We start from the raw sequence: 19,021 nt of genomic DNA on the forward strand, positions 1-19,021 counted from the left end.
TCAGGCAATCAGCCCTTCTTGACCCTGTAGCTCTGATGGCAGGCGCCGCAATTCGACCCAAGAACGCCGACTTGCGCTTTGAGCGCATCGACATCGCCAGGAGCTGCCGCGACCGCGGCCTTGACGTCGGAGAGATACTTGTCCTCGGCCGCCTTGAAGCCGGCCATGTCTTCCCAGATCTTTGGTGCCGCCGTGGTGTCGCCGGCATCGCTGCCCTTCGGGAACAAGGCCTCTACGTCGAATTTCTCGGCATTTTCCTGCACGGCCTGCAGCTGCGTCAGCACCGCGGCGGCATCAAAGGGTTCCTCGCCCTTGACCACTTTCGCCAGGCCGCCGACGATCTTTCCGCGTTCCTTCATCAGAGCCTGCCGGTCGAGGATCGGATCGGCAAAGGCCGCCGACGCGGCGAGTGCGAGCATGGAGATGGCGATGACAAGCTTTCTCATTCATTTGGCTCCGTGATGAAGGCATTCAGGACAGGACGTTAACGGACGTGGCGGGAGGAATATTCCCTTCTCGCGGCATGAATTTTGTATGACCTTTGCTTGTGCGGCACTTCGGTACAAAAAAGAAAAGCCCCGTCTTGCGGGGCTTTTCTGGAGGCCTGTCAGGCTTTTTCGTAGAGTTCGAGAACGTGATCCCAGTTGATCAGGCTGTCGACGAAGGCCTCGAGATATTTCGGCCGGGCGTTGCGGTAGTCGATGTAATAGGAGTGTTCCCAGACGTCGACGCCGAGGATCGGCGATGCGCCATGAACGAGCGGGTTTTCACCGTTTGGCGTCTTCGAGATCGCCAGCTTGCCGTCCTTGACCGAAACCCATGCCCAGCCCGAACCGAACTGCGTCGTGCCGGCGGCGATGAAGTCGGCCTTGAACTTGTCATAGCCGCCAAGATCGCTGTCGAAAGCCTTCTGCAGCGCGCCAGGGAGCTTGTTGCCGCCACCGCCCTTCTTCATCCACTTCCAAAAATGGATGTGGTTGTAATGCTGTGCGGCATTGTTGAAGAGACCGGCATTCTTGCCGAACGACTGCTTGACCACCTCTTCGACGGAAAGATCGCCAAGGCCGGCTTCGGCGGCGAGCTTGTTGCCGTTGTCAACATAGGCTTTGTGATGCTTGTCGTGGTGATACTCCAGCGTCTCTTTCGACATATAGGGCTGCAGGGCCTCATAGTCGTAGGGCAGAGCGGGCAATTCGAAAGCCATGGGTAGTACTCCCTCGTGGAAAAATCCGGTGTGGATACCGGAGTAAGATAGGTCGCGATTGAGCTGGAACAACTCCGGAAGTGAAGCGTCGGTTCTCTTTCTAAGCGGGTTCCCGAGAACTGTCACACGCTTTTCCTGCGGCCAACCGCGCAGCGACAAAAAGCTCAAACCGGCATCTCAGCCAACCGAGGCCGAATGCGCCCAATCCCAATAGAGTTCGCGTGCCTTCTTGGCCACCGGGCCGGGTTGCAGGTCGCGGCCCTCGATGCGGGTGATCGGCACCACCTTGGAGTGGTTGCCGGTCGAGAAGATTTCGTCGGCTTCGAGGAAATCCCGCACCGAAAGCGTCTTTTCGGTCGTCCTGAACCCATAGTCGCCGAGCAGCGTCATCGTGCGCGAGCGGGTAATGCCGGACAGGAAGGTTCCGTTGGGCGCCGGCGTCAGCACATGGCCGTCCTTGACCAGAAAGATGTTCGAGCTTCCGGTCTCCGCGACATTGCCCAGCATGTCGAGCACAAGTGCATTGTCGAAGCCGCGCGCCTTGGCCTCGAGGATGGCGCGGCCGTTGTTGGGATAGAGGCAGCCGGCCTTGGCATTGGTCGGCATGGTTTCGATGGTCGGCCGCCGGAACGGCGATACGGTCACGGAAAAACCGGTCGGCGAGATCATCGGCGATTCATAGAGACACAGGCAGAAACGGGTCGAGGCGGGATCGGCCGGCACGCCCATGTAGCCGCCATGCTCGGCCCAGTACATCGGCCTGATGTAGACCGCCGTCTTGCCGTCGAATTTCTTCAATCCGTCCCAGGTCAGCCCGACGATCTGCTCCGGCGTCATGTTCGGCGCGAGGCCGAGCGCGATCGCCGAGGCATTGACGCGTGCGGCATGAAGTTCGAGGTCCGGCGCCACGCCCTCGAACCAGCGAGCCCCGTCGAACACGCTGGTGCCGAGCCACATGGCGTGGCTGCGCGGCCCCAGAATGGCGACATTGCCTTCGTACCAATCGCCATCGATGAAAGTCCATGTCGCGGATTGCGCCGCTGCCGCCAGTGTCATCGCGTTTTCCCGTTCCGGTCAATCTTATGTGACAGCCATTGGAAGATGCTTTGACAGGCCTCGTCAACCATCATCAGGGAGATTTGTTGAGGCCAGCGACGGGTGCGGTGCAATCAAGGCTTGCACCTTGTCCCGCCTCGCCTCAAAACTGTTGCCATGCAATACGCCGCCTATGTTTTCGACGCCTACGGCACACTGTTCGACGTGCACGCCGCCGTGCGCCGCCATGCAGACGCGATCGGCCCGGACGGCCAGCTCCTGTCCGAAATCTGGCGCGCCAAGCAACTCGAATATTCCTGGGTGCGCACGCTGATGGGCGCCTATTGCGATTTCTGGCAGTTGACGGAACAGGCGCTGGACTTCGCCTTGCGCAAGGTCCCTTCGGCCGATCCTGGTCTCAAGGCAAAGTTGCTGGAGGCCTATTGGAGGCTGGACTGTTACCCCGAAGTGCCAGCCGTGCTGAAGGCGCTCAAGGCTTCCGGCGCCAGACTGGCTATCCTCTCCAATGGCTCGCCCGAAATGCTTGAAGCGGCAGTAAAGTCCGCGGCACTCGACCAGGTCCTGGACGACGTCTATTCGGTCGATGCGGTGCGGCGCTTCAAGACCGACCCAGCGGTCTACGACATGGTCGCCACCGGCTGGCGCCTCTATCCAGGCGCGGTCTCCTTCCAGTCTTCCAATCGCTGGGACATTGCGGGCGCCACCAAATTCGGTTTCCGCACGGTTTGGATCAACCGCTCCAACCAGCCGGAGGAATACCGGGACTTGCCGCCGGCCCTGATCCTGCCATCGCTGGAGGCCCTCGTATCCGGCAGCTGACAGACCTGTGGCCCCAACGCCACAGTGGCGGCGCAGTCACAGCTTCGCCTTTGTTTGTCCACGTTCGGGCCAGAATCGGAACCGCCTATCGCCTCAGGTGTTGTTAGGCACCCGCGGCGGACGTCGGCGTGTTGACGCTTTGTTGCGATTTGAGTCTTAAAGAAGGCAGCCATGTCCATAACCGAAATCGAATCCTATCGCCTGAGCCGTCGCTGCTTTCTCAACGCCGCAGCCCTGGGCGCCGCCTCGATCGCGGTTTCGGCATGCGCAACCACCGGACCGGGGCCGGCCGAGCCGCCGCCACCTACCTATGTCGAGCCGCCGCTCGCCGACTATGCGTCTATGTACGCGGCGGTCAACGATGGCGGCTTCGATCTGCCGGCCATCCCGGTCGACAGGATCGACCCGCAGTTCCTGCGCCAGATCGTGCCCGACCCGACCGGACAGAAGCCGGGAACCATCGTCGTCGATACGACAGGCCACTTCCTCTATCTGGTTCGCCCGGGCGGCCAGGCCATTCGCTATGGTGTCGGGCTCGGCCGCGCCGGCTTCGAATGGTCGGGCGACGCCGTCGTCCAGTGGAAGCAGAAATGGCCGAAATGGACGCCTCCGGATGAGATGATCGCGCGCCAGCCGGAATTGAAGCAGTACAGCGCCGACAATGGCGGCATGCCCGGCGGCCTGAAGAACCCGCTCGGGGCGCGCGCGCTCTATCTCTTCCAGGGCAATGTGGACACGCTCTATCGCCTGCACGGCTCGCCGGAATGGCGCTCGATAGGCAAATCGGTGTCATCGGGCTGCGTGCGCCTGATGAACCAGGACATCATCGATCTCTATGACCGCGTGCCGTCGAAGAGCCCGGTCATCGTGACCAGCAACGCCAGCCAGCCCATGGTGGCGACGGCGAACCACAAGGCCATCCCGATCGACGCCGGCGTGCCGGATGGATCGGTGCTGCTCGGCCCGGTCAAGGCGGTCACGGACGCGATCTTCTGAGCTCACAGGGCAGCGGCAACGCCGCTGCCCGATCCTACCGCCCCCGCGACAAACTCCCCAGAATCCCGCGCACGATCGCACGTCCGACCGACGAGCCGACCGATCGCACCACCGACTTGATTGCGGCTTCCGCCACCGTCTGGCGATTGGACGGCCGCGGCGCCGGCGCGCGCCTGCCACCGGACTGCGGCGCTGGATCGTCATTGCCGAAGCCTGGAATGGTCCAGCGCGAGCCGCCGGTGTCTGCCTGCTGCGCCTCGGCGTCCTGCGCCTCCTTGGCCTTCTTCTGCAGCATCTCGAACGCCGATTCGCGGTCGATGACCTGGTCGTACTGGCCGGTGACCGGGCTTTCCCCGATCAGCTTCAGCCGCTCGGCGGGGGTAATGGGTCCAAGCCGCGACGACGGCGGACGGATGAGCGTGCGCTGGACCATCGACGGAATGCCCTTGGCCTCCAGCGTCGAGACCAGCGCTTCGCCGGTGGCGAGCTGGGTGATGGCGGTGGCGCAGTCGAAATCGGGATTGGGCCGGAAGGTCTCGGCCGCCGTCCTCACCGCCTGCTGCTCGCGCGGCGTGTAGGCGCGCAGCGCATGCTGCACGCGGTTGCCGAGCTGGGCGAGGACCTTTTCGGGAATATCCAAAGGGTTCTGCGTGACGAAATAGACGCCGACGCCCTTGGAGCGAATCAAGCGGACCACTTGCTCGACCCGGTCGATCAGCACCTTCGGCGCCTCGTCGAACAAGAGGTGCGCCTCGTCGAAGAAGAACACCAGCTTCGGCTTGTCGGGGTCGCCGACTTCGGGCAATTCCTCGAACAGCTCCGACATCAGCCAGAGAAGGAACGTCGCGTAGAGGCGCGGATTCATCATCAGCTTGTCGGCGGCCAGCACGCTGATGGCGCCGCGACCATCGCGGGTCGTGCGCATGATGTCGGCGATGCGCAATGCCGGCTCGCCAAAGAAGTTCGCCGCGCCCTGCTGCTCCAGCACCAGCAACGTGCGCTGAATGGCCCCCACCGATGGCTTGGTGACGTTGCCGTAACGGGCGCTGATCTCTTCCGCACGCTCGGCAATGTTGGCGAGCAGCGCCTGCAGATCTTTCATGTCGAGCAGCAGCAACCCTTCCTCATCGGCTATGCGGAAGGCAATGTTCATGATGCCTTCCTGTGCGTCGGTCAGGTTCATCAGCCGCGACAGCAGCAGCGGTCCCATTTCCGAAATGGTCGCGCGGATAGGGTGGCCCTGCTCGCCGAACAGATCCCAGAAGATGACCGGGAATTCCTGGAAGTCGTAAGGGTCGAGCTTCACCTGTTCCGCCCGCTTGACCAGGAAATCCTGCGCGGTGCCCATCATGGCGATGCCGGAAACGTCGCCCTTGATGTCGGCGCAGAAGACCGGCACGCCGGCGTTGGAAAATCCCTCCGCCAGGATCTGCAAGCTGACGGTCTTGCCGGTACCGGTGGCGCCGGTCACCAGGCCATGGCGATTGCCGTATTGCAGCAGCAGATTTTCAGCTCGCTGATAGCTGTCGTCGGGCTTGCGGCTGGCGCCGATGAAAATACTGGTGTCGTCAGCCATATGTCGGGTCTCCGCAAACTGATGTGCCCAAAGCCAGCCTTTGCCCGAAGGTATAGTGAGGCTGTTGCACAGCGACAATGACAATTGTCCAACGCGGGCCGATCATCCAATCCAGGGCCAATCGTCCAAATCGGACCAATCGCCAGGATCGGATTTGGAACTTGCGAATTTCGATGGTGTTTGGCAATCGTCCATGGTCCGCCCACCCAAGCCGACCTATATCAGGTGGATCGAATATCAGGTGAGTGGGATTCGGACCTTGCACGTGCATTGCGGTAACCGACCGGGGACCGTAGACTGGGCTGGCCGGGCTGGTGCGGCCACACAGAACGAGGACGACGAATGGGCGCCGGAGCCTTGACCAGGGATGTTGAGCCAATGGATGCGGAGCGTCAGCGATGGCTGGCCTTGGCGGAAAAGGCGTTGGCCGGCGCATCCTTCGAGGAAAAGCTGATCTCGCATACCGACGACAACATCCGCGTCGAGCCGCTCTATGACCGCGCGACCGGAGCCGAACCGATCGTGCGCGCCAATCCTCAATCGCCCTGGATCGTCAGCCAGCGCGTCGACGACCCCGATGTCGATCGCGCCAAGAGCCAGGCCCTGGAAGACATTGCGCAAGGCGCGACGGGACTGTCGCTCGTCTTCGAAGGTGCCCCGAACGCGTTCGGCTACGGCCTGCCGAGGACGGCGCAGGCACTGGAGACGGTGCTGGAGGGCGTGCCCCTCAACAGGGTCCAGATCCGCATCGACACCCACCCCTGGAGCCGCCCCATGGCCGACTGGCTGGTGGCGTTCCTGAGCAAGCGGCGCTCCGATCCGGCAAAGCTCAACCTTTCCTTCGGCATCGATCCGGCGGCCGTCCTCGCCGGCACCGGCCGACTGCGCATGTCGATCGAGGCACTGCAGGAATCGATGCCGCAATCGCTGGCGCATTTCTTCTCGATGGGCGTTCCGGGTGTGCTCCTGGAGGCGGACGGTCGCGTTTTTCACAATGCCGGCGCCACGGAAGCGCAGGAACTCGGCATCATGCTGGCCTCGGCGGTCTCGTATCTGAGAATGTTCGAGAAGGCGCGGCAGCCGCTCGTCTATGCCGCGCCTCATATCGGTTTCGCGCTCAGCGTCGACCAGGACCAGTTCCTGTCAATGGCCAAGGTGCGGGCCTTGCGCAGGCTGTGGGCACGGGTGCAGGAGGCCTGCTCGATCCCCAATTCCACGGCCAACATCCATGCCGAGACATCATTTCGCATGATGACGGCACTGGACCCCGAAACCAACATCCTGCGCACGACGATCGGCTGCTTCGCCGCGGCGGCGGGAGGCGCCGATTCGATCTCAATCCTGCCGCATACGATCGCGCATGGCCTGCCGGCGGCTTTTGCCCGCCGCGTCGCGCGCAACGCGCAGTTGATCATGGCCAATGAAAGCCATGTCGACCATGTCGCCGATCCCGCCCATGGCTCCGGCGCCGTCGAAGCGCTGACGTCGGATCTTTGCGAAGCAGCGTGGGCGGAATTGCAGGCGATCGAGGCAGAGGGTGGCGTGCTCTCCAGCCTTCGGGACGGACATATCCAGCAACGCGTCCGCGCTGCTGCCGTCCAGCGCGGCATTGCCTTCAAGTCAGGCGAGCGGGCCATGATCGGCGCCACGCTTTATCCGTTGAAAGGCGAGCGTCCGGTCGAGACGCTGGACGCTGAGCGGCGACCTGCCTTCACCGAGGGCGTCGTCCTGTGCGAGCCGCTGCCTCCAGTCCGCATCGATCAATCCATCGGGGCCGCTTCTTGATTCCGGATTTCAGTCAGATCGGCTGGGTGCCACCGCGCCGCGCGCCTGTCGAGGTCAAGGGGCAGCGGACGACGCCGGAAGGCCTCGTCGTCAAGCATCTCTACAATCAGGGCGACCTCAAGGGCCTGCCGCATCTCGACACCTATCCCGGCCTGCCGCCCTTCGTGCGTGGCCCCTACCCAACCATGTATGTCCAGCAGCCCTGGACGATCCGGCAATATGCAGGCTTTTCGACCGCCGAAGAGTCCAACGCCTTTTACCGGCGCAACCTTGCCGCCGGCCAGAAAGGTCTTTCGGTTGCCTTCGATCTTGCCACCCATCGCGGCTATGACTCAGACCATCCGCGTGTCGCCGGCGATGTCGGCATGGCGGGCGTGGCCATCGATTCCATCCTCGACATGCGTCAGTTGTTCGACGGCATACCGCTCGGCGACATGACCGTGTCGATGACGATGAACGGAGCCGTGCTGCCGATCATGGCGCTCTACATCGTGGCGGCGGAAGAGCAAGGCGTCGCACAGGAAGATCTGGCGGGAACCATTCAGAACGACATTCTGAAGGAGTTCATGGTCCGCAACACCTACATCTATCCGCCGAAGCCCTCGATGCGGATCGTCTCGGACATCTTCTCCTACACCTCGAAGAACATGCCGAAGTTCAACTCGATATCGATCTCCGGCTACCATATGCAAGAGGCCGGCGCGACCGCCGACCTGGAGCTCGCCTATACGATCGCCGACGGTATCGAATATGCCCGCGCCGGCGTCGCGGCAGGGCTCGGCATCGACAGTTTCGCGCCGCGCCTGTCCTTCTTCTGGGCGATCGGCATGAACTTCTTCATGGAAGTGGCCAAGCTCAGGGCCGCGCGCCTGTTGTGGGCGACGCTGATGAAAAAGAATTTCGCGCCGAAGGACGAGCGATCGCTGTCGCTGCGTACCCATTGCCAGACTTCCGGCTGGTCGCTGACGGCGCAGGATCCCTACAACAACATCATCCGCACCATGATCGAGGCGATGGCGGCGACCCAAGGGCATACCCAGTCGCTGCACACCAATTCCTTCGACGAGGCAATGGCGCTACCGACCGACCATTCGGCGCGCATCGCCCGCAACACGCAACTTGTCCTGCAGAAGGAGTCCGGCACCACGCGCATCATCGATCCGTGGGGCGGTTCGGCCTATCTCGAGCGGCTGACACACGATCTGGCGGCGCGTGCGCTTGCTCATATCGAGGAGGTCGAGGCTCTCGGCGGCATGGCGGCGGCGATCGAAAAGGGCATACCCAAGCTGCGCATCGAGGAAGCGGCGGCCCGCACGCAGGCGCGCATCGATTCCGGCGAGCAGATGCTGGTCGGCGTCAATGCGCATCGCCCGGAGAACGACATCGAGGTCGATGTGCTGAAGATCGACAATGCCGAGGTCAGGGCCCGGCAACTCTCGAAGCTGCAACGGCTGAAAGGCACGCGCGACGTGGCCGCCGTCGAAAGCGCGCTCGATGCGCTGACACGTGCCGCACAAGGCGAGGACAATCTCCTTGAATTCGCCATCCGCGCCGCGCGCGCCAACGCCACTGTCGGCGAAATCTCGTTCGCCTTGGAACGAGCCTATGGCCGCCATGTGGCCACGGTGCAGACCATTTCCGGCGTCTACCGCAAGGCGCTCGGCGACAATCCGGTGGTCGACCGGCTGCGGGACAAGCTTGATGCCTTCGAAAAGAAAAATGGCGGCAAGCCGCGCATTCTCGTGGCCAAGATGGGACAGGACGGCCACGACCGCGGACAGAAGGTGATCGCCACGGCTTTCGCCGATCTCGGCTTCGACGTCACCGTCGGCGCCATGTTCCAGACACCGGAAGAGATCGCGAAACTGGCCGTCGGGCACGATGTCCACATCATCGGCGCCTCGTCGCTGGCGGCGGGACACCTGACGCTGATCCCCGAATTGCGCGACGCGCTGAAAAAGCTCGGCCGCGGCGACATGCTGATCGTGGCCGGCGGCGTCATCCCGCCGCAGGACCATGAGGCTGTGCTGAAGGCGGGGGCTGCGGAAATTTTCCCGCCGGGCACGGTTATTCCGGAGGCGGCCGAGAGGCTGCTGCATCGGCTGCTGGCGCGTTGAGCGAAACATTGTAGCGCCGGAAAGGTTGTGTCACAATGACGAACGCAACCAAGGGTAACGGCCCGTGAAGACTATTGTCCGCAAGCTCGACGACGGATCAGGTGTCGTGATCTTGCCGCAGGAAATGCTGGACAACCTGAACATGCGAGTAGGCGATCAATTCCAGATCATCGAAACCGATGACGGCGTCATTCTAAGACCGATGAGAAGTGACGACGTCGAACGGCAGATGCGCGCTGCTCGTGATGTCATGGACCAGTATGAGGCCGTATTGCAAAGGATGGCCAAGTAGACGGGCCTTGCGTCAACTCTCTGAGAGCTTGACGATCTCCCACTCCTTGCCGTTGACGCTGGCGACGTCGCCGACCTTCTTGCCGAACAGCGCCACCGCCATCGGCGAGACATGCGAGATGCTGCCCTTGGCGGGATCGGCTTCGTCCTCGCCGACGATCTTCCAGTGCACCTTCTTGCCGTCATCACTTTCCAGCGTGACACCCATGCCGAAGCGGACGACGTCGCTGCCGGGCTCCGGTACGGACAGTTCGGCGTTCTCCCGCCGCGCGGTCCAGTAGCGCAGGTCACGCGACACGACCGCGATGCGCTCGCGATCGGCCTTTCTCTCGGCTTTCGCCAGCACGTCGCGCAAATCGGCCAGATTGTCCTCGATCTGCGCCAGGCCGCGCTCGGTCACCAGGTTGCGGTGCGTGCTGATCGGCCTCTCGCCAACGCCGGCGATGGCATTCTCGCTGTCTTCCTCGCGGGTAAAAGCTCTGCTCATCTCCTGAACTTAGGCGCCGACTGGCCGCTCGACAAGCCATGCCCCCCGAGAACGGCTGCCCAGCGTCTGGCATGATTCCTGCGGTGTCAGGACTGGACACTGGGGTGTCGGACTGAACACTTGGATTGTGTGCCGATGTTGAACAGACGAATGCTGCTGACTCAGACCGCCGGCTTTGCCGTGATGGGCCTCGCGCTCGGCAAGGCGGCGGCCGCCAGCCTGACCGGCATCGAGAAGGCCTCGATGCGCGGTTCCATCAATGCCACGGAACTTGGCGTGCAGCCCGGCACGTTTGACGACCAGAGCAAGGCCTTCGCCAAGCTGCTGCGCGATGCCAACGGCCGCGACATGCCAGTCTTCCTGCCGCCCGGCACCTATGTGGTGTCCAATCTCTCGCTGCCTGGCCGCGTGCGTCTGTCCGGAGTACCGGGTGCGACGCGGATCGTCTATGGCGGCGACGGCCATCTGTTCATGGCGGAACAGGCCGACCATATCGAACTCAGCGGGCTGGTCTTCGACGGTTCGAACCGCTCGATGGGCGACTATGCACAAGGGCTGCTCGATCTGCGCCGGGTCGCTCACCTGGTGGTGGATAACTGCCAGATCACCGGAAGCGGCAAGAACGGGCTGGCGCTGGAACACGCGGCGGGCAGGATCGAGCGTTCGGACATATCAGGAGCGGCGGACGCCGGCATCTATTCCGTCGAAGCCGCAGGACTGGCAGTCACCGGCAACACCGTCTCCGATTGCGCCAATGGCGGCATCCTCGTGCACCGCTGGCAAGCCGCGGAAGACGGCACCATGGTCACCGGCAACCGCGTCGAACGCATTGGCGCGCGCAGCGGCGGGACCGGCCAGAACGGCAACGGCATCAATGCCTTCCGCGCCGGAAATGTCGTCATCTCGGGCAATGTGGTTTCGGACTGCGCCTTCTCCGCGATCCGCGCCAACAGTTCCAGCAATCTGCAGATATCGGGCAACACCTGCTTACGCTCGGGCGAGACCGCGGTCTACTCCGAGTTCTCGTTCGAGGGCGCCGTCATCTCCAACAACATCGTCGACGGTGCGGCCAACGGTATCTCGATCGTCAACTTCAACGAAGGCGGCCGCATGGGTGTCTGCTCCGGCAACATCGTGCGCAATTTGTCGACATCAGGCCCCTACACCGCCGACCCGCCCGGTTTCGGCGTCGGTATCGCCGTCGAAGCCGACACCATTGCTTCCAGCAACGTCATCGAGAATGCACCGCTCTACGGCATGTCGATCGGCTGGGGGCCGTATCTGCGTAATGTCGTGGCCACGGGAAACATCATCCGCAAGGCAGGCACCGGTATCGTCGTCAGCGTGGTCGAGGGCGCCGGCACCGCCGTCATCTCCGACAATGTCATCGACGGTGCGTCGAACGGGGCGGTTGTCGGCCAGCGCTGGGCCGAGCCGGTGACGTCAGACCTTACCCAGACCAGCAGCAGCGGCTTTGCGCATCTGACCGTCGAGCGCAACCGCGTCAGCTGATTGCCACTTCAATTCAAGACCGGCGTCGGCCTCAGCGCCCCGACCTTGGCGCCAATGCGGCTTTCGATCGGCGCGTTCGCCAGTTCGAGCAGCTTCGCCGACAAGGCTTCGTCCGCCCGCAGCAGCCTGGCGAGGACGGCGGCAGCGATTGCGTCGCCGGCGCGACCGGCACCGTCATCGCATTTGACCGCGATGCCAAGGCCGAGTTCCGGAAGCGCGGCACAATGGACGCCCTCGGCCCCGCCTTTGGCAAAAATCCGCCCGGGAGCGGCTTCCATCAGCAGCAGGTCGGCACGGCCGGTGCCCGCGACGAAGAACGGCTCCGCCATGCAGGCCGAAAGCAGTCGCTTCGCAGCTTTCGCCCGCTCGGGGCCAAAGCCCTGTCCCGTCACCATGCGGGCAAAGCCGAGCGCGAAACTCCTCAGCGGCACCGCATAGGTCGGGATCGAGCAGCCATCGGTCGCGCGTTCGTCGGCGCCGTGGACAGCGCCGGTGACCGACTGCATGGCGTCGCGCACCATTTCCTGCAAAGCGTGCCCCGGCTTGACGTAGCCGCGATGCTCCATGCCGGAATGCACGCAGGTGCAAAGGAAGCCGGAATGCTTGCCGGAACAGTTGTTGTGAAGCGCATTTGGTGAACCGCCGGCACGTGCGAGCGCAATCTCGGCGTCATGATCCGAGGGCCAGTGGGTGCCGCATTCGAGCGCCGACCTATCCAGCCCGGCCCCGGCCAGCATGGACCGCGCCAGGTCGACATGTGCCGGCTCGCCGGAATGGGAGGCACACGCTAGCGCCAGTTCGCGGTTGCCGAAGCCGTAGGCATCGGCGGCACCCGTTTCGACAAGCGGCAGGGCCTGGATCGCCTTGACGGCGGAGCGGGGAAAGACCGGCTTCGATGTGTCGCCGATCTCCAGGACCGGCTTGCCGCCGGCATCGAAGACAGCGACGGCGCCGCGATGGGCGCTCTCGACAATGGCGCCGCGCAAGACTTCGATCAGAACCGGATTGGCCATGTCACCTCCCGTGAATGCCGGGGCGGTTTACCTGATCCGATCAAGAATGGAAACGTAGTTGGCGACAGCCGCGCCCCCCATGTTGAAGATGCCGCCGAGTTTTGCGCCCGGCACCTGGATGCCACCGGCTTCACCAACAAGCTGCATGGCGGTCAAGACATGCATGGAGACCCCAGTGGCGCCGATCGGATGCCCCTTGGCTTTCAGGCCTCCTGAGGGATTGACCGGCAGGCGGCCGTCTTTTGCCGTTGTGCCATCCAGCGCCAGCTTGGCGCCTTCACCGGGCTTGGCCAGCCCCATCGCCTCATACTCGATCAATTCGGCGATGGTAAAACAGTCATGCGTCTCGACGAAGGAGAGATCGTCGAGCGTCACGCCGGCATTCTTCAACGCGCGGGTCCAGGCCTGCTCGCAGCCTTCGAAGGCCAGGATGTCGCGCTTCGACATCGGCAGGAAATCCTGCACGTGTTCGTTGGCACGGAAGGCGACGGCGCGGCGCATCTTCAGCGCCGTCGCCGTGTCGGCAAGGACAAGGGCGGCGGCGCCGTCGGAGACCAGCGAGCAATCAGTGCGCTTCAAGGGCCCGGCGACGAACGGGTTCTTCTCGCTCTCCTGCCTGCAGAATTCATAGCCGAAATCCTTGCGCATCTGGGCATAGGGATTGTCGACGCCGTTCTTGTGGTTCTTGGCCGCGATCATGGCGAGCGCATCCGACTGGTCGCCATAGCGTTGGAAATAGGCCTGCGCGATCTTGCCGAAGACGCCGGCAAAACCGGCCGGCGTGTCACCGTCCTCGGGCAGATAGGACGCCTTGAGCAGGTTCTTGCCGATTTCCGGCCCGGGCGTTGTCGTCATCTGCTCGGCGCCGACCACCAGAACGACCCGGGCAGCGTTTGCATCGATGGCGCGGATGCCCTGCCGGACGGCGGCCGAACCGGTTGCGCAAGCATTCTCGACGCGCGTGGCCGGCTTGAAGCGCAGCCGGTCATCGGCCTGGAGAACCAGGCTTGCCGTGAAATCCTGCGCCGAAAAGCCGGCGTTGAAATGGCCAAGCACGATCTCGTCGACCTCGTCCGGGCCGATGCCGGCATGATCGAGCGCGTCCGTCGCGACCTTGACGATCAGGTTTTCGAGCGTCTCGCCCTCGAGCTTGCCGAAGCGCGAATGTGCCCAGCCAACGATACATGCGGTCATGCCGGTCTCCATCCTTGGCGCCAGCCTAGCATGTGGGCTCATGGCGCACTTCGTCTTTATTGTTCAAATATAAACATTCCTGCTCGAACCGTGAAGAGCCGCCACGCAACAATCGCTTGGTGCAGGTCGCGTTAGCATCGATTTTTTGTTGATTGACGCGTCAATAAAAAATAATCTCCCAAAAAAATCGGGAACAGCATGCCAAAAGTCGGAATGGAGCCATTGCGCCGCAAGGCGCTCATCGACGCGACGATCTCGGCGATCGGCGAGCGCGGCTCGCTTGACGTGACCATGTCCGAGATTGCCGGACGCGCCGGTGTGTCTTCGGCCCTTGCCCATCACTATTTCGGCGCCAAGGACGAGCTACTGTTCGCGACGATGCGGCACATCCTGGCCGAACTGACCATCGACATGCGCCGCGCGCTTCAATCCACCACCTCCCCGCGCGAGCGCGTGTCGGCCGTGGTAGCTGTCAATTTTTCCGACATCCAGTTCCAGGCGGAGACCATCGCCGCATGGCTCGCCTTCTATGTCGAGGCGCAGCAATCGTCCTCGCTGCGCCGGTTGCTCAGAATCTACGCAAGGCGGCTGCATTCGAACCTGATGAGCGGTTTGATCGGTATCCTGCCCAGGACCGAAGCCGACCGCGCCGCGGAAGCGACGGCGGCAATGATCGACGGGCTCTACATCAGGCGCGCGCTGAAGGATGGCGTGCCCGACGCCGCGACCGCGATCGCGCTGGTCGAGGACTATCTCGAAACCAAACTTGGCGGACAGCACAAACAGTGACAGCGAAGCGACCCAATTTCCTGATCGTCATGGTCGACCAGCTCAACGGGACCTTTTTCCCGGATGGGCCAGCGGAATTTCTACACACGCCGCATCTGAAAGCGCTGGCGGCGCGTTCGGCGCGCTTTGCCAACAATTACACCGCCTCGCCGCTTTGCGCACCGGGCCGCGCCTCGTTCATGAGCGGCCAGTTGCCGTCGCGCACCGGTGTCTACGACAATGCCGCTGAATTTGCCTCGTCGATCCCGACCTTCGCCCATCATTTGCGTGCCGCCGGCTACTACACCTGCCTGTCGGGCAAGATGCATTTCGTCGGTCCGGATCAGTTGCACGGTTTCGAGGAGCGGCTGACCACCGACATCTATCCGGCGGATTTCGGCTGGACGCCGGACTACCGCAAACCCGGCGAGCGCATCGAGTGGTGGTATCACAATCTGGGTTCGGTAACCGGCGCCGGCATCGCCGAGACCACCAACCAGATGGAGTATGACGACGAGGTCGTGTTCCTCGCGTCTCAGAAGCTCTATCAGCTTTCACGCGAACAGGACGATGCAAGCCATCGGCCATGGTGCCTCACCGTCTCGCTGTCGCACCCGCACGATCCCTATGTCGCGCGCAAGCAGTATTGGGATCTCTATGAGCATTGCCAGGCGCTGGACCCGGAAACCGGCTTCATCGCGCATGACGAGCAGGATACGCATTCCCAGCGGCTGTACCACGCCAGCGACTATCCCTCTTTCGAGATCACACCGGAGCAGGTGCGTCGTTCGCGGCGCGGCTATTTCGCCAACATCTCCTATGTCGACGACAAGCTCGGCGAGCTCCTCGACGTTCTCACCCGAACGCGCATGCTCGACGACACGATCATCCTGTTCTGCTCCGATCACGGCGACATGCTGGGCGAGCGAGGCCTGTGGTTCAAGATGAGCTTCTTCGAAGGCTCGGCGCGGGTGCCGCTGATGATCGCCGGCAAGGGCGTGCCGGCCGGGCTGATCGACGCGCCGGTCTCCAATCTCGACGTGGCGCCAACGCTTTGCGACCTCGCCGGCATCGACATCGGGTCGATCGCGCCGTGGACCGACGGCCAGTCGCTGCTGCCGCTCACCAAGGGCGGGCAGCGCACGGCACCGGTGTTGATCGAGTACGCCGCGGAAGGCTCCTATGCGCCCTTGGTGGCAATCCGCGAGGGCCGCTACAAATTCGTCCATTGCGAACTCGATCCGCCGCAATTGTTCGATCTCGAAGCCGATCCGCTGGAGCGGGACAATCTTGCCGATGATCCCGCCAATGTGGCGTTGGTGGCCGAGTTCATGGACAAGGTCAGGGCGCGTTGGGACATGGCCGGCTTCGACGCCGCCGTGCGCGAGAGCCAGGCGCGCCGCTGGGTGGTCTATCCGGCGCTGCGCAATGGCGCCTATTACCCCTGGGATTTCCAGCCACTGCAGAAGGCGTCAGAGCGGTACATGCGCAATCACATGAACCTCGACAATCTTGAAGAGAGCAAAAGGTATCCGCGAGGCGAATGATGACAGATCTTCTCGTTCCCACCCTCGATCATCTCATGCAGGCCTATGCCGTCACCTCCCAGGCGACACAGGTCACGCCGCTGCTGGAATCGACGGCACTCGCCAAGGAAACCGGTGCGGCCCGGGTCTTCATCAAGCCGGAATCGCTGCAGTGGGCCGGATCCTTCAAGGTTCGCGGCGCCTATTGGCGGCTGAAGCGGCTTTCGCCCGACGAAGCAAGGAAGGGCGTCGTCGCCTATTCCTCCGGCAATTTCGCGCAAGGGCTGGCGGCCGCCGGACAGGCGCTCGGCATCCCGGTCACCATCGTCATGCCGATCGACGCCCCGGCCGCCAAGCGTGATGCGACATCAGGCTATGGCGCCCGCGTCGTGCTGACCGATCATGGCGATCGGGCGCGTGAAGAGGTCGCGGCCGCAAAGGCGCGCGAGATCGCGGAGACCGAAGGTCTGGCTCTGCTGCATCCGTTCGACGATCCCGAGATCGTCGCCGGCCAGGCGGGCGCCGGCCTCGAGGCGCTCGACCAGCTGTCGGCCAAGGACGCCAGCGCTGATCTTTTGTTCTGCTCGGTCGGCGGCGGTGGGCTGATCGGCGGCGTTTCGCTCGCCTTCCACTATCTGTCGCCGGCGACCGAGATCATCGGCGTCGAGCCCGAAGGGTTCAACGGCATGGGCTCGTCACTGGCGCATGGCTCGATCGAGACCATGCCGATTGGCCCGAAGTCGATCTGCGACGGGCTGATGTCGCGCCGGCCCGGCGACGCCCCCTTCGCAGCAGTCAAGGCAGCGGGTGTTCGCGGCATCACCGTCGACGACCAGTCGGTGCGGCGGGCAATGAAGATCGCCTTCGAGCGGATGAAGCTGGTGCTGGAGCCTTCGGGCGCGGCGTCGCTGGCGGCACTGCTCGGTGGCAAGGTGGATGTGGCGGGAAAGACCGTCCTCGTGGTGGCAACCGGCGGCAATGTCTCGCTCGCCGATTTTATGGCGCATATGAACGATGCTTGAAGCGGATTTCGTCATCATCGGCTCCGGCTCCGCCGGCTCGGCCATGGCCTATCGCCTGTCTGAAGACGGCAAGCATTCGGTCATCGTCATCGAATTCGGCGGCACCGATATCGGACCTCTGATCCAGATGCCGTCGGCGCTGTCGATCCCGCTCAACATGAACCTCTACGACTGGGGGTTCGCCAGTGAGCCGGAGCCGCATCTGGGCGGCCGCGTGCTGGCGACGCCGCGCGGCAAGGTGATCGGCGGCTCGTCCTCGATCAACGGCATGGTCTATGTGCGCGGCCACGCCCGTGACTTCGACCATTGGGCCGAACAGGGAGCGGCCGGCTGGGGTTTTGCTGACGTGCTCCCCTATTTCAAGCGCATGGAAGATTCCGACGGTGGCGAGGATGGCTGGCGCGGGCACGGCGGCCCGCTGCATGTGCAGCGCGGCTCGCGGCGCAATCCTCTCTATGGCGCCTTCGTCGAAGCGGGCCGGCAGGCAGGGTTTGAACTGACCGACGACTACAATGGCGCCAAGCAGGAAGGCTTCGGGCCGATGGAGCAGACCATTCTGGGCGGCCGCCGCTGGTCGGCGGCATCAGCCTATCTGAAGCCGGCACTCAGGCGCAAAAACGTGAGTCTGGTCAAAGGCTTTGCGCGCCGGGTGATTATCGAGAATCAACGCGCCATCGGCGTCGAGATCGAAGCCCACAAACAGATTCAGGTCGTTAAGGCACGACGCGAAGTGATCGTCGCGGCGTCGTCGATCAACTCGCCAAAAATCCTGATGCTGTCCGGTATCGGCCCGGCCGGGCATTTGCGCGAGAACGGCATTGCCGTCGTGGCAGATCGGCCCGGCGTCGGCGGCAACCTGCAGGACCATTTGGAGCTCTACATCCAGCAGGAATCGACCAAGCCGATCACCCTGAATTCAGTGCTGAACCCGTTCTCCAAGGCGATGATCGGGGCGCAGTGGCTGTTCTTCAAATCGGGCCTGGGCGCCACCAATCATTTCGAGGCGGCCGCCTTCGTGCGCTCGCAGGCAGGCGTCGACTATCCCGACATCCAGTATCACTTCATCCCGGCGGCGGTGCGTTATGACGGCAAGGCGGCGGCGAAGTCGCATGGCTTCCAGGCGCATGTCGGGCCGATGCGCTCGAAGTCGCGCGGCTCGGTGACGTTGCGCTCGCCGGATCCGAAAGCGAAGCCGGTCATCCGCTTCAACTACATGTCGCATCCGGACGACTGGGCGGAGTTCCGTCACTGCATCCGCCTGACCCGCGAAATCTTCGGCCAGTCGGCCTTCGATGCCTACCGCGGACAGGAACTCTCGCCGGGCAGCCATGTGCAGTCGGATGACGATCTCGATATGTTCATTCGCGACCATGCCGAAAGCGCCTACCACCCTTGCGGCACCTGTCGAATGGGCCGGGTCGATGATCAATCGAGCGTCGTCGATCCGGAATGCCGGGTCATCGGCGTCGACGGATTACGGGTCGCCGACTCCTCGATCTTCCCGCGCGTGACCAACGGCAACCTCAACGCACCATCGATCATGACCGGCGAGAAGGCGTCCGATCACATCCTTGGCCGTACACCGCTCGCGCCGTCCAACCAGGAGCCATGGATCAATCCTCGCTGGCAGGCATCTGACAGATAGGCCATGATCC

17 protein-coding genes are annotated in these 19,021 nt (G+C 63.2%); 10 read left to right on the forward strand and 7 right to left on the reverse strand.

Annotation, left to right across the window (positions count from 1 at the left end):
• Positions 1 to 8 precede the first annotated feature (8 nt).
• The 3 genes from EN845_RS04570 to EN845_RS04580 all read right to left on the reverse strand — a co-directional run bounded on the left by EN845_RS04570 (position 9) and on the right by EN845_RS04580 (position 2,260).
• The gene (locus tag EN845_RS04570; protein ID WP_127277813.1) at positions 9 to 446 is read right to left on the reverse strand and encodes a cytochrome c; all 438 of its coding nucleotides are present in this window, start codon (positions 444 to 446) and stop codon (positions 9 to 11) included.
• A gap of 161 nt (positions 447 to 607) precedes the next feature.
• Positions 608 to 1,204 carry a superoxide dismutase gene (locus tag EN845_RS04575; protein ID WP_056563640.1) on the reverse strand — a complete coding sequence of 199 codons (597 nt, stop codon included), beginning with the start codon at positions 1,202 to 1,204 and terminating at the stop codon, positions 608 to 610.
• Positions 1,205 to 1,381: 177 nt separating this feature from the next.
• Positions 1,382 to 2,260, reverse strand: a complete 879-nt coding sequence (locus tag EN845_RS04580) for a branched-chain amino acid aminotransferase (RefSeq protein WP_127278920.1) — start codon at positions 2,258 to 2,260, stop codon at positions 1,382 to 1,384.
• A gap of 156 nt (positions 2,261 to 2,416) precedes the next feature.
• On the opposite strand from EN845_RS04580, the gene EN845_RS04585 reads away from it, so the two are divergent.
• Together EN845_RS04585 and EN845_RS04590 are read left to right on the forward strand one after the other, a co-directional pair.
• Positions 2,417 to 3,079, forward strand: coding sequence for a haloacid dehalogenase type II (locus EN845_RS04585; protein ID WP_127278921.1), 663 nt, complete (start codon positions 2,417 to 2,419; stop codon positions 3,077 to 3,079).
• 171 nt (positions 3,080 to 3,250) lie between these two features.
• The gene (locus tag EN845_RS04590) at positions 3,251 to 4,075 is read left to right on the forward strand and encodes a L,D-transpeptidase (protein WP_127871327.1); all 825 of its coding nucleotides are present in this window, start codon (positions 3,251 to 3,253) and stop codon (positions 4,073 to 4,075) included.
• Positions 4,076 to 4,109: 34 nt separating this feature from the next.
• On the opposite strand, the gene EN845_RS04595 is transcribed toward EN845_RS04590, so the two are convergent.
• The gene (locus EN845_RS04595) at positions 4,110 to 5,651 is read right to left on the reverse strand and encodes a helicase HerA-like C-terminal domain-containing protein (RefSeq protein WP_127871326.1); all 1,542 of its coding nucleotides are present in this window, start codon (positions 5,649 to 5,651) and stop codon (positions 4,110 to 4,112) included.
• 342 nt (positions 5,652 to 5,993) lie between these two features.
• Between EN845_RS04595 and EN845_RS04600 the strand changes: the two genes are divergently transcribed.
• The 3 genes from EN845_RS04600 (at position 5,994) to EN845_RS04610 (ending at position 9,845) form a co-directional block, all read left to right on the forward strand.
• Positions 5,994 to 7,436, forward strand: coding sequence for a methylmalonyl-CoA mutase subunit beta (locus tag EN845_RS04600; protein ID WP_127278924.1), 1,443 nt, complete (start codon positions 5,994 to 5,996; stop codon positions 7,434 to 7,436).
• Positions 7,433 to 9,553 carry a methylmalonyl-CoA mutase gene (gene scpA, locus EN845_RS04605; protein WP_127871325.1) on the forward strand — a complete coding sequence of 707 codons (2,121 nt, stop codon included), beginning with the start codon at positions 7,433 to 7,435 and terminating at the stop codon, positions 9,551 to 9,553. The genes EN845_RS04600 and scpA overlap by 4 nt, the downstream gene beginning before the upstream one ends.
• A 64-nt stretch (positions 9,554 to 9,617) precedes the next feature.
• Positions 9,618 to 9,845, forward strand: coding sequence for an AbrB/MazE/SpoVT family DNA-binding domain-containing protein (locus tag EN845_RS04610; RefSeq protein ID WP_127871324.1), 228 nt, complete (start codon positions 9,618 to 9,620; stop codon positions 9,843 to 9,845).
• A 12-nt stretch (positions 9,846 to 9,857) separates the two neighbouring features.
• Here EN845_RS04610 and greA read toward each other — a convergent pair whose 3' ends face one another.
• Positions 9,858 to 10,331 carry a transcription elongation factor GreA gene (gene greA, locus EN845_RS04615; RefSeq protein WP_127280456.1) on the reverse strand — a complete coding sequence of 158 codons (474 nt, stop codon included), beginning with the start codon at positions 10,329 to 10,331 and terminating at the stop codon, positions 9,858 to 9,860.
• Between the two features lie 135 nt (positions 10,332 to 10,466).
• On the opposite strand from greA, the gene EN845_RS04620 reads away from it, so the two are divergent.
• Positions 10,467 to 11,843: a TIGR03808 family TAT-translocated repetitive protein gene (locus EN845_RS04620; RefSeq protein WP_127280457.1), complete on the forward strand. Its 1,377-nt coding sequence runs from the start codon at positions 10,467 to 10,469 to the stop codon at positions 11,841 to 11,843.
• A gap of 8 nt (positions 11,844 to 11,851) precedes the next feature.
• Here EN845_RS04620 and EN845_RS04625 read toward each other — a convergent pair whose 3' ends face one another.
• Together EN845_RS04625 and EN845_RS04630 are read right to left on the reverse strand one after the other, a co-directional pair.
• Positions 11,852 to 12,856 (reverse strand): asparaginase, encoded by a 1,005-nt coding sequence (locus tag EN845_RS04625; RefSeq protein WP_127280458.1) that lies wholly within the window; start codon positions 12,854 to 12,856, stop codon positions 11,852 to 11,854.
• A 27-nt stretch (positions 12,857 to 12,883) separates the two neighbouring features.
• On the reverse strand, positions 12,884 to 14,050 hold the full coding sequence (locus EN845_RS04630; protein ID WP_127871323.1) for an acetyl-CoA acetyltransferase: 1,167 nt from the start codon (positions 14,048 to 14,050) through the stop codon (positions 12,884 to 12,886).
• Positions 14,051 to 14,248: 198 nt separating this feature from the next.
• Here EN845_RS04630 and betI point away from each other — a divergent pair, with 198 nt between their 5' ends.
• Genes betI through betA form a run of 4 tightly spaced genes read left to right on the forward strand, consistent with a single transcriptional unit; the run spans position 14,249 to position 19,011 of the window.
• Positions 14,249 to 14,839 carry a transcriptional regulator BetI gene (betI, locus tag EN845_RS04635; protein WP_127871322.1) on the forward strand — a complete coding sequence of 197 codons (591 nt, stop codon included), beginning with the start codon at positions 14,249 to 14,251 and terminating at the stop codon, positions 14,837 to 14,839.
• A complete protein-coding gene (gene betC, locus EN845_RS04640) occupies positions 14,836 to 16,365 on the forward strand; it encodes a choline-sulfatase (protein ID WP_127871321.1) in 1,530 nt (509 codons plus the stop codon). Before betI ends, betC begins: the two co-directional genes overlap by 4 nt.
• On the forward strand, positions 16,362 to 17,366 hold the full coding sequence (locus EN845_RS04645) for a threonine/serine dehydratase (protein WP_167531187.1): 1,005 nt from the start codon (positions 16,362 to 16,364) through the stop codon (positions 17,364 to 17,366). Before betC ends, EN845_RS04645 begins: the two co-directional genes overlap by 4 nt.
• Positions 17,359 to 19,011 carry a choline dehydrogenase gene (betA, locus tag EN845_RS04650; RefSeq protein ID WP_127871319.1) on the forward strand — a complete coding sequence of 551 codons (1,653 nt, stop codon included), beginning with the start codon at positions 17,359 to 17,361 and terminating at the stop codon, positions 19,009 to 19,011. Before EN845_RS04645 ends, betA begins: the two co-directional genes overlap by 8 nt.
• Positions 19,012 to 19,021: the final 10 nt, after the last annotated feature.

Source organism: Mesorhizobium sp. M8A.F.Ca.ET.202.01.1.1 (assembly GCF_004791595.1).
Lineage (GTDB): Bacteria > Pseudomonadota > Alphaproteobacteria > Rhizobiales > Rhizobiaceae > Mesorhizobium.